Annotated in this window: 9 protein-coding genes; all 9 read left to right on the top strand. The window is 39.1% G+C overall.

Going from position 1 to position 12,058, the window contains the following annotated elements:
• Positions 1-75: 75 nt before the first annotated feature.
• The 9 genes from AC1DCV_RS30175 (at position 76) to AC1DCV_RS30135 (ending at position 11,933) form a co-directional block, all read left to right on the top strand.
• The gene (locus AC1DCV_RS30175; RefSeq protein ID WP_477026644.1) at positions 76-1,698 is read left to right on the top strand and encodes a vitamin K epoxide reductase family protein; all 1,623 of its coding nucleotides are present in this window, start codon (positions 76-78) and stop codon (positions 1,696-1,698) included.
• A 48-nt stretch (positions 1,699-1,746) separates the two neighbouring features.
• Positions 1,747-2,898 (top strand): redoxin family protein, encoded by a 1,152-nt coding sequence (locus AC1DCV_RS30170; protein WP_477026643.1) that lies wholly within the window; start codon positions 1,747-1,749, stop codon positions 2,896-2,898.
• A gap of 169 nt (positions 2,899-3,067) precedes the next feature.
• Positions 3,068-3,325: a hypothetical protein gene (locus tag AC1DCV_RS30165; RefSeq protein WP_477026642.1), complete on the top strand. Its 258-nt coding sequence runs from the start codon at positions 3,068-3,070 to the stop codon at positions 3,323-3,325.
• Between the two features lie 99 nt (positions 3,326-3,424).
• Positions 3,425-5,851 (top strand): peptidase domain-containing ABC transporter, encoded by a 2,427-nt coding sequence (locus tag AC1DCV_RS30160; protein ID WP_477026641.1) that lies wholly within the window; start codon positions 3,425-3,427, stop codon positions 5,849-5,851.
• 7 nt (positions 5,852-5,858) lie between these two features.
• Positions 5,859-7,169, top strand: a complete 1,311-nt coding sequence (locus AC1DCV_RS30155; protein ID WP_477026640.1) for an HlyD family secretion protein — start codon at positions 5,859-5,861, stop codon at positions 7,167-7,169.
• A gap of 17 nt (positions 7,170-7,186) precedes the next feature.
• Positions 7,187-8,299: a glycosyltransferase family 2 protein gene (locus AC1DCV_RS30150; RefSeq protein WP_477026639.1), complete on the top strand. Its 1,113-nt coding sequence runs from the start codon at positions 7,187-7,189 to the stop codon at positions 8,297-8,299.
• A gap of 2 nt (positions 8,300-8,301) precedes the next feature.
• The gene (locus AC1DCV_RS30145) at positions 8,302-9,969 is read left to right on the top strand and encodes a glycosyltransferase family 2 protein (protein ID WP_477026638.1); all 1,668 of its coding nucleotides are present in this window, start codon (positions 8,302-8,304) and stop codon (positions 9,967-9,969) included.
• Between the two features lie 94 nt (positions 9,970-10,063).
• Positions 10,064-10,906 (top strand): FkbM family methyltransferase, encoded by an 843-nt coding sequence (locus AC1DCV_RS30140; RefSeq protein WP_477026637.1) that lies wholly within the window; start codon positions 10,064-10,066, stop codon positions 10,904-10,906.
• A 157-nt stretch (positions 10,907-11,063) separates the two neighbouring features.
• On the top strand, positions 11,064-11,933 hold the full coding sequence (locus tag AC1DCV_RS30135; RefSeq protein WP_477026636.1) for an isocitrate lyase/PEP mutase family protein: 870 nt from the start codon (positions 11,064-11,066) through the stop codon (positions 11,931-11,933).
• Positions 11,934-12,058 lie beyond the last annotated feature (125 nt).

Raw genomic sequence — 12,058 nt, 5'->3', positions numbered from 1 at the left:
TAAAACTTCCGCTGTATTGTTCGTATTTATCATTTTAAATTCGAATGAGGCCCTTTATTTATTAAAAAAATCCATATGAATAATACCCCCCGACTACTGTATGACTGGCTCAGCTCTTATGTGCATGTTTCAAAAGAATATCTGGAAAAGTTCCTGACTTCCCATCCTTATTATCCTTCGTTGCATAGCGTTACCAGTACCATTGAACATCTGGGTTTGAAATCCATTGCTCTGGTGGTAGATAAAAATGATTTTACAAATCTCCCTACACCATTTCTCATTCATTTAGAGAAGGGCAGGGGGGAATTTATGCTGGTTACCAACAGCGTGGAGTTTCAGAAGGAAAACCCGGCTTACATTGACCAGTGGGATGGTATTGTTGTAATTATAGAAAGAGGTGCCGAGGCGGTGAGTAAAGAGAATAGTCGTCTGTTCTCTGTTGAAAAGAAAGCCGCCAACAACATCTATTGGTGGCTCGCTGGGCTCATTGCCATTTGTTCGCCTGTCCTGATCCTTTCATTCTCAGTGGTGACATTTGGTTTTTGGCTTACGTCAATTGCGGGTGTTTTCATTTCGCTTCAGATAGTACAGCATGAACTCGGTGTAGGGAACACCTTTGTTGAAAAGTTATGCGGGTTTAAAAATAAAATAGATTGCGATAGCGTACTAAAGTCTGATGCAGCGCAGCTCTACAAAGATATTAAACTAGGTGATGTTGGTATTGCTTATTTTATGACAAATGCCGTTGCCCTCTCCTTTTCGATATTTACGAACAATACATCTCTGTTACTACCGTATTTTTCTATACTTTCTGTACTTGCACTTCCCTTTACCATGTACTCTGTATACTATCAGTGGCGGGTAGTGAAAAAATGGTGCAGCCTTTGTCTGATGATTTTGCTATTACTATGGGGACAAGCCATGTTACTGGCCAAAACGCTTTGTATGATTCCGAATACCATGGCGGAAATGAATATAGAACAGATCGGATATTATTCCTTTTCAATGTTATTGGTTTCCGGCTGCTGGTTTTTAGTTATTAAGCCTATGATGAAACAACGCACCTCGGATAAAGTTGCCCTTTCCAGACTTCGTTCCTTCCAGAGGAATCCTTCGATATTCTTCGATTCACTGAAGCAACAACGACGTATTGATACAAAGCCGTTTGTGTATGAAATTGAACTAGGAAACCCTGCTGCAACTTTCCAGGTAATTGTGGCCTCAAATCTGGCTTGTAAGCCTTGTTCGGAATTACATAATAAAATGCATGATCTGTTGGCTATTTATGGTGAAAGAATGAGCCTTATCATTAGGTTCACATTTCAAGACAAGAGCAGGAATCAGGAAAAGGATAAAGCCGCTGAGCATATTCTTAGTTACCTTCTGGCAAATGAAACAGGTGATGTCAAAGAGAAAACAATGTTAAGGCGGGAAGTTCTTAGCAATTGGTTTACATGGCTCAATGAAGTGAAATTTTACCAGACATATCCCTGTTTAAAGAATATGGAGGTTGAAAATCTTGTACAACAACACCTGGCATGGACCAGGGAAAGTGATATACAGTTTACGCCTTCGTTGTTTATAAATGGTTTTGAGCTTCCGTCACATTATAGGTTCGATGAGTTTACAGATATATTACCTGATTTAATTACTTACAATGAAGAATTCGCTGAGGATATAAAATTCGCTACAACCTGACACTATGAATTTTATTCCTTTGCTTTTTACTCTTTAAATAGATTTATTTTGAAACGCTTAATACTTCTCGGCCTTTTACTTTTATCCTGCGGGATTTTCTTCCTCTCCAAATTTTATAATAGCTCCGCACAAGATAGCATCCAGCAAGCAGGTTATTCCCTCAAAGGAAGAATAAAAGGCATTTCAGGTCAGCAGGTAGTGCTGGCTATACTAGCTGGTGAACAACCTGCTTACAAGGATATTGACAGCGTGGTAATGAATGGTGAAGAGTTTACCCTGGAGGGAAAGCTGGATGAACCAGTTTTCGGAACATTACGGGTGCATAATGCAGATGGATCTACAAAGTGGTTAGTGCAGCATTTTTGGATCGAAAACAGAAAAATAGACGTTCAGGCCGACTTTACTTCAAAACCGACCTGTCTGCTGAAGAATGCCAAATTGGAAGAGTTGAGTAAACGCTATATTGACTTCTGGCGGCCTGGTACAGCATGGAGAAAAATAATGAAAGAGATACAAGATTGTGAAAATACGAATAATTGTACAGTCGGTGTAGAATTACTGTTAGAGAGTCAAAAAGCGCATACTGCAGAATACAACCGGATAAAGAAAGTCGTTCGCAATAACAATTCCTCTTATTACATGCTGTTTGGCCTTAGTCAAGGTCGTCTATTTTTAACTCCTGATGAGTTAACTGAACTAATTGGGCTATTGAAATACGATATCAAACAATACCCCACAGGTAGAAATTTACTTGCGTATATCAATTATAAACAAAAGATAAAAATCGGCGCTAAACTACCTACTGCAAACGCAGTCGATGCAGACGGTAATAAATTCCCTACTGATTTTTCCAGGGCGAAAATAACCGTGATCGATTGTTGGGCTTCCTGGTGCGGTCCCTGCCGGGAAGAATTCCCCGAATTAAAAAGATTGTATACCCAATATCATGAAAAGGGCCTGGAAATTATAGGCCTGGCAATTCTTGATGATCCGGAATATTGGAAAAAAGCTATTCAATCTCATCAATTAAACTGGCCTAATTACCTGGATGTAAAAAACGATAGTAATAGTTTCAGCAAAGTGTTTTGCTTAGATTATATACCCCAGAAAATAGCGGTAAATAGTGAAGGGCAGATCATAGCGGTGAATGTGGGGAATCATGAGCTGGAACAGCTTATCCGGCGTTCATGTGAACATTGATACTGTTTAGTAATATTGGCTAATAGCCTCATCAACCTTTAAATAATCTCAATAAAATATTCTTTACACTTCCAGGAGCTTCCGGGAGGGTAGAAAGTTCATGCTTGCAAGCTGAGGTGATTGCCTGACACCTTTAAGATTGGGTACTTTACTTAATTAATTATTAGTTATGAAAAAATTATTGTCTATCGGCAAGATCCTTAGTAAGATCGAGCAAAAACGGATTCTCGGCGGTGATTACGGGTATGGCGGATCACTTTGCAAACCCTCCTTTTCATGCCAGCTATATGTAAGGGAGCTTAATGCCACGTATACCGGCGAGTGCCATTACCAGATAGCTGGCGATTGCTGGTGCCAGGTTGAACAAGGTGGGCATATATACAGAACAGAACCAGGCGTATGGTCACAATCCTGTAGCATCCTGTAACAACATGATGTAGCATTTTAGTTAATTGGAGAAAGCTTCAACTTTCTCCAATTCCTTCATTTTTTTGGTGCACTCATTGATGATGTTAAAATAGTTAGTATGAGATTTCCCTTTATTGGGCAGCAAGATATGATGGATTGTGGTCCAACCTGCCTGGCAATGGTCTGTAAATATTATAAAAAAGCCATTCCCAGACAATTTTTGCGCGAAAGAACAGAAATAGGGAAAGAGGGTGTAAACATGCTAGGGATCAGTGAGGTGGCAGAAGAGATAGGATTCAGAACGCAGGCAACCCAGTTGTCAGTCGATGCACTTTCCAGGGACGCTTTACTACCTTGTATCCTGCACTGGGACCAAAACCACTTCGTTATTCTTTATAAAGTAAGGAAAAATAAATTTTATGTAGCAGATCCAAAAGGTGGGCTCATTGAATATGCTTCAGCAGAATTCAAAGACCACTGGGTAAGCATAAGGAATAAAGGTATAGAAGAGGGTATTGCTTTATTGCTGGAGCCAACTCCCTTCCTGCAAGACTTTGAACCATCGCTGGAAGATACAGATGGTGTAAGGGATACTAAAAATATTAATACCGAGGGAGTAACACTCGGGCAGATCTTCGAGTATATTCTGCCACATAAAAAACTCGTATTTCAGCTATTCTTTGGTTTGGGCGCTGTCAGCCTAATACAGCTTCTTCTGCCTTTCCTTACACAAAACCTCGTGGATATTGGTATTAATACTTCCAATATTCATTTCATTTATATTATTCTATTGGCGCAACTGGCTTTAATTACAGGCAGGCTCGTGATTGAGTTTATACGCGGTTGGGCACTATTGCACATTAGCTCAAGGATTAACTTGTCCATATTGTCGGACTTCTTTATCAAATTGATGAAGTTACCTGTGTCCTTTTTCGATAGCAAGAAAACCGGCGATATTATGCAAAGAATGAATGACCACCAAAGGATAGAATCATTCCTGACGGGGTCATCTATCAACATGATCTTTTCGGTAGTCAATTTCTTCATTTTCTCCTTTGTGCTTATCCATTTTAATCCAGGCATTTTCGCTGTCTTTATTGCTGCCAGCACAGTATACTCATTGTGGATATTTCTATTCATGAAGAAAAGGAAAACTTTGGATTTCAAGAGATTTGATCTTTCTGCCAGGAAACAGAGTTTAACTATCCAGCTAATACAAGGCATGCAGGAAATTAAACTGAACGGCGTTGAAAAGCCTATGAGATGGGGCTGGGAACGGTTACAGACAAAAATATTTAAACTAGGCATGACCGGACTGGCTTTAAATCAATGGCAACAAACCGGCGCCTTTTTCATCAACGAAAGCAAGAATATTATTATCAGTTTTTTATCTGCGAAAGCAGTGATAGACGGTGATATGACCTTGGGGGCCATGCTCACTGTACAATATATATTAGGGCAGCTTAATAGCCCAATTGAACAGTTGGTAGGCTTTTTTCAATCCTGGCAGAATGCAAAAATAAGCCTGGACAGATTAAATGAAATACATGGCCTTAAAGATGAAGAGCMATTTAATGAAGGTTTGGTGAAAGAATTACCACCAGCATTCGCCAGGCAACTTTCGGGCGGTAAAAACTGGGAGATCGGTCAATTTACAGATGAAACAAGATATGAAATGACATATGAAACAGGCATTAAAACCGAGCAACCCACACAATTACCGGCAACAACAGACAACCTGCATTCAATGAACTTCGGCGATGCAGCGTTAAGACTCGAAAATCTTAGTTATAGGTATGCCGGAAGTGGTAATGAACCAGTCCTTAAAAATATTAACATGATCATCCCTAAAGGAAAGATCACAGCCATTGTAGGAGTAAGCGGCAGTGGTAAAACAACACTTTTAAAGTTGCTGCTAAAATTCTACCCACTTCTTGAAGGGGAAATAATGCTGGATCCCGGAGTAAGTGTGAGAAATGAGAAAGGAATTAGACATGTGAAAGGAACTAAGTTATCTCATATTAGTCATAAAGTCTGGAGAAGTCATTGTAGTGCAGTGATGCAGGAGAGTTATATTTTTTCGGACACTATAGCAAGGAATATTGCCGTGGGACTTGAAAAAATTGATATGGAAAGGCTCTACTGTGCAATTGAGGCAGCTAATATCTGGGAGTTTATTGAAAGTCTGCCGCTGGGGCTTAATACAAAAATAGGTCCTGATGGCGGAGGAGTCAGTATGGGCCAACGACAACGAATCCTTTTGGCAAGGGCTATCTACAGGGATTCACCTTTTGTTTTTCTCGACGAAGCTACCAATAGCCTGGATGCAAATAATGAAAGTGTGATCATGAAAAACCTTGAATCATTTTTTGTGGGTAAAACGGTAGTTGTTGTTGCACACAGATTGAGTACGGTAAAGAATGCAGATCAGATCATTGTACTGAAGAGAGGCGAAATCGTGGAAACAGGGACCCATCAGGAATTGGTGAAACTGAAAGGAGAATATTTTTCACTTGTAAAGAATCAACTTGAATTAGGAAACTGACATCTCTATGAATCGTCATAATAAGTTACAAGTACAATACCAGGATGAGAATGACCTGATAAGTAATGAGACAAGAGATTTTATAAGTATAAGACCCCACTTCATCATCCGCAGTGGTAACCTGATATTTTTTCTTGTATTGTTGCTGCTGGCTTTATTAACCTGGTTTATTCCTTATCCTGATATTATTTCAGGATCCGCCAGATTATTAGCACTAAATTCCCCGAAGCTTGTCAGCGCCCGGGAAGATGGTAGACTGGAGAAATTGTTTGTAGAAAACGACCAGCACGTAAAACAGGGGGATATCCTTGCCTATTTGCAAAGCACCGCCGATCATAATCAGGTATTTCAGCTTAAAAAGTGGATCTCATCGTTGGAACCCTTGATTGAGAAACATCAGTTTGACATTCTCATTAACACTCCCCTACCGGTTTTAAATGAATTAGGTGAGTTGCAAAAGGATTACCAACAGTTTTATATTAGCTTGAAGGAAACAACATTACTGCTTTCAGACGGATATTACCAAAACAAGAAAATATCGCTCGAAAAGGATATCACCTACCTTTCACAGTTGCAGCAAAGTTTTAACAAACAGCGCATACTTAAAGAACAGAACCTGGAATTGCAGGAACTTGATTTCCGGGCCAAAGAAAAACTGGCTTCTGAAAAAGTGTTGGCTCCAATGGAATTCAATCAGGAAAAGGCTAAAAAGCTCGACAGGGAAGAAAGGAGGGAGCAGATAAATACCGAACAAATCAATCTTGACCTGTCTGTACATGCCAAGGAAAAAGAAATACTTGAATTACAAAAGAATATTTTTACACTTGAACAGAAGTTTTACTCTGATCTGCTGGTTTTAAAAAGCAGCCTGGATGGCTGGATGGAAAAGTATGTAGTGCAGGCACCCGTAGAAGGGAAAGTACTTTTCTATTCCTTTCTGAAAGAAAAGCAGTGGATTAATAATGGTCAAACGCTTTTTTATGTACAGCCTCCACAGAATCAATATTACGTAGAGTTGATGGTAGCCCAGAATGGCTTAGGAAAGATCCGAAACAATCAGGTTGTATTGGTTAGCATTGTAGGCTATCCACGTAACGAATTTGGCGAGCTAAAAGGTAAGATATCCTTCATATCAAATATCCCAAGTTCAACAGACAGCTTTTTGATTAAAGTTGACTTGCCTCGTGGCCTCACCACCAGTCACAACAAAGGGATTTTTTTTAAGAATAATCTTATGGGTCAGGCAGAGGTTATCACAAATAACCGGCGGCTTGGGCAACGCCTTTGGGGCAATCTTACCGATATCTTGACCCGTTAAAAAACCTAATTTTTACTATGAAAAAGTTTAAGATATCTTTTTGTACGGTCTGCATGAACCGCCTTCACCATTTGCGCCAAACACTACCCGCGAATATAAGGGATAACATGGCCTATGCAGAAATAGAATTTGTACTTCTGGATTATAATTCATCTGACGGTTTAGAGAACTATGTGCGAAACGAATTGTCCGATTTTGTTGACAGAGGAATATTGATCTATTTCAGGACGCCTGCCCCCCTCTATTTCAGGAGGGCACATTCCAGGAATGTTGCATTTAAACTGGCTACCGGTGATATCATATGTAATTTGGACGCTGATAATTTTACAGGCGAGAATTTTGCATTTTATATAAATGAAGTTTTCCAGGCATCAGGCAGTATCTGTTTAAATACCCTTGGAAATGGAGGCATTCTGCCAGAGAAAGATGTACTTGGAAGAATATGTGTCCGTAAAGATGAGTTTATAGATGTAACAGGCTTTGATGAACTTATGGATACTTATGGGTTTGAAGATTTTGATCTGATTTACCGGTTGGAAAAGAATGGTGTCCCGCAGAAATGCATTGAACACAAACACCACCTAACGGCCATCCGGCATGGTGATGACGAAAGGATAAAGAAAGAGTATATTACGAACACCTTGCGTATGGTGCTATTGAACTACATTGATGAATCTACAACCCATGTAGTTTTTATTCATATCGATTCGACTTTTAAAATAGGCACTATCGTAGACAATCACACTATCTCTTCACAAATACCCAAAGCGTTGCAGCAAACCTCTCCTCCTCTGCGCTTCCGTTATACCATAAAGCAACCCGAATGGATAATTGGGAAATGGTCCGGCCCCCCCGATGAAATTTCTCTTGAAACAGATGATAGCATGAAATTGACTTTGAAAACAGATGGAGTCAATAACTATTATTATGATAGCATTAGCCGGGATAGATACTACCCCATAGTAAATAAAGAAATGCTGGAAACGATCATCTTCTTTAACAGTGAAGTTTCCAATAGGATGAAAATGGAGAAGAATATGAATTCAGGGGATATACGTGTCAATCGATCTTCATTTGGAGAAGCCGTTGTATTTAAAAACTTTGATTACCAGTTACCTATATCTATTTGATTATGATTGCAGAGAAAAAAGAATGGCTGAATACTTCTGTCTTTTATACGCAGGAAAATTGGGATATATTGCTCCGGCAATGTGTGGGCCCTTTTCTAAATGAGCTGAATAGCAGCATGCCCAGCCTGGTTAGTCTTAATAAAGATCGGGGTGATAATGTGCGGTTATCCGTGTATGCAACATTGTCTGATTTTGAAGCGTTGACTCAAAAGTTGTCTTCAGAAATCGGTGCTTTTATAGAAGCCAATCCTTCAGTAAGGTTACCATCCGAGTTTCCTTTATCTACATTTTTTCTGAATGTCCCCAACAATACTATCAGATATGACATGTACGCGAACCTCATTTTCACTGAGAAAAGTAATAAAGAGGAAAATTTTAAGCTTAGACACTTTTTATCCGATTGCATTTTTTCAGAATTAACCAACAGCACCATTGACGATGAAACAATATTTTCTTTTTTGCTATATCTTCTGTTGGGAGCTGTAAGGTCTTATTGCCCTGAGATCCGGCAGGCCAGGCAACAATTGAAATCGATTATGGGAAAGTTAGAACAGTCTGTTATTGCTACTACTCCGCAACTCAATAGTATGTCTGGTAGTGAAGTCGTTCAGCAATGGAATGCGATTTTTGAGAAAAATAAAGAAATACTGATGGAAATCTGCATGGATGTATGGACGGAAGACCCAAGACCAGAGGCACTCGGTTGGCTGAATAGATGGGAAAAAGAGGTGCTTACATTTGTACCGGCTGATAGTCATTTGGAAGAAATACTTCCTATCATCTGGAATATGGTAAGCGACCACATAGGAGGGTATGACTCTTCGCAAACATTACTTCCATTCGTAACCCTTCTATACAATGCATTAAGCCTCTTTGACACGTCTGAGATAAAGTCAGAGAATAATAAATTCTCAGTGACTGCCATCTTAACGGTTTGGAAACGCAATAACCTGGAAGAGCAAATACAGGCACTACTTGTTCAAACATTCCCTGTTGATAAAATCATCGTTTATCATTGCGGTGATTTCATTACACCCGATTTTTCACTTAAAGATAAATACCCAAATCTTCACTATCAGTATAATACCGGTGACCTTGGCTATTTTGGTCGGTTTTCGACTGGACTCACGGCTAAATCGACACATCTTTACATTCTGGATGACGATGTTATTCCTTCCTCCAGATGGATTGAATATTGTTTACAACTCTGTGAATCAAAGACCGCTATTATTGCATCTGCTGGCAGGATAATTCCTCCTGATAATTATATGCCGGAGAATATTAGTAGAATGGATTATTTAACATCTTATTTCATTGGTGATAGTACGCCCAACCTTAATGTAAACCTTTGCGATGAGGATACTGTAGTGGATTACGGATGTAACAGTTGGTTTTTAAAAACGTCCTGGCTAAGATATTTCTGGTCTGCTAAGCCTCAGACCTTGGATACTGGAGAAGATATCCATTTATCAGCATCCTGCTATCTTGAGTCTGGTATTCAGACAATTTGCCCTAAACAAGACCTAATGACCGTAAATGGCAATCTTAAAAAAAATTACGGATTTGATGATTATGCCTCATGGAAGCAACAGGACTTTTTAATAAAAAGAGAGGCAGTATTAAGAGAATGGATAGATGTGGCAGGATGGAAACCAAGATTATGGACATAATCTAAAAGAGATTGCCGGCGGATGAATACTAGCTAATCAGCTTTCCGCTATGTGATATCATATTCATTAAAAAAATCCTATCAAACAATTTTTCATGAAAGCTTTAAATTTCCTCAGGCCCGTTTCTATTAAAAATAAAGAAAGAATGGGAAATCAACAGGATGGAGGCTATGTTATTTATAAAAAAACCTTAGCATCTACCGATCAGCTTTTAACCTATGGCGTAGGCTGGGATACCTCTTTTGAAGAGCATTTTAAGGAGTCGACCGGCAAAGCCGTAATTATGTTTGACCCTACTATGTACGGTAAATACTTCTTGAGTTTTCGTTACCTGAAAGAATTACTAATCCGGTTTCGTCTGTCACAAGCGTTCACGTATTTGCTTGTCGTAAAAAAAATATGGCTTCAGCATAGAATGTTTCACAAAAAGGAGTTGCATTTTGTAAATGAAGGCCTAAGTGCTATTAAAAGAGAAAAATACGATACACTAGAAAGCCACATGGAACGGTTTGGCCTTAAAAACAAACAACTACTTTTAAAAATAGATATTGAAGGTGGCGAATACGCGATCTTTAATAACCCGGATATCCTCAAACATATCAGTAATGTAAATCAAATCCTGGTAGAATGGCACGACCTTAAGAATCGTCTTTGGGATATTAAGCAGGCTGTTTCGTTGCTTAGCGATGAATTTGAAATAGTACATATCCATGGTAATAATTATGGAACAACGTTCAAAATGTATAACTCACTTTTAGATGGTACGGATAATAGGCTCTTTCCAGATGTAATTGAAACAACGTTCGTGCGTAGGACATGCATCGATAAAGAAGACTTTTTGGAGCTGCAAACTTCTTTCCCAATTGAGGGCCTCGACTTTCCTAACAATCCTTTCAGAACGGATATAAAGATCGAATTTGATGCTTCAATTGATTGAACCACAATGAAAGAGAAAGATTTAGATAACCCCATCAAAAAAAATCTCCTGGCAAATGTATCTGTGTCGGTAATACTTTTTAAATACCAGTAAAATATATTTAACTTACTATACMCGCACATTAATACGAGACTACATTTTTTAAAACGCCCCAATTATGGTTTCAGATACTCAAAAAGAAAAAGCCGCGATGCTTCTAAAATATCACCACGACGAAGAAATTTTGGTGCTGTTAAATTCATGGGATAGCGGCAGCTCTAAATTAATAGAAGCATGTGGCTATAAAGCGATCGCCACAACGAGTATGGGAATAGCCGCCTCTTTAGGTTATCCTGACTGCCAGGTAATACAATTGCCGGAGATGATTGACGTTATTACGAGGATTGTAAAGAGCGTGCAGGTTCCCGTAACGGTAGACATAGAAGCCGGCTATGGGAACAATCTGAATGAAATAATTGACTCCGTTAAAAAGATAATTGCGACAGGCATTGCAGGAATAAATATTGAGGACAGCATTGATTTAAACCCGGTATTAATTGACGAGATGGAATTTTGTGAAAGAATATCGGCTATTCGCGCTTTGTCAGATTCACTGGGCTTTCATTTAGTAATTAATGCACGAACCGATTCATTTTATACTTCATCAGGTTCATCACAGGAGAAATTATCGGAATCAATAAAGCGTGGTAACAAATACCGTGAAGCCGGTGCAGACTGCATATTTGTTCAGCCCGTATGGGAAAAAGAAACTATTGCAACATTAGTTAAAGAAATTAATGCGCCGATTAATATCCTTTCCAATCCCACAATTGCAGCGGGACTATCCCCATCCGTCCGTGAATTGCAGGATTTAGGCGTTGCCCGCTTAAGCCTGGGTTCAAGTTTAATGAAGGCTACTTTAGCCTTAATTAAAAAAGTGGCCGACGAATTATCTGAACAAGGAACCTCCAATATTTTATTAGATGCAATGACACCACTTCCCGACGCTGCGTCCGCCTACAAAATGGCGATAGGATTAAATAAATAGACATACAATGAAGCTGCTTTTATAATGCAGAAACGCCCCCCTTCTCAACCTTGAATAATTGAACAAATTAATTATTCACCTTTTGTATGTATAATAAAGTCTTTTTACATACATTTACGTAATTA

Source organism: Chitinophaga sp. 10T418 (assembly GCF_056394125.1).
Note: the sequence above shows the minus strand (reverse complement) of the source record. Positions and strands in the feature narration are given on the sequence as shown.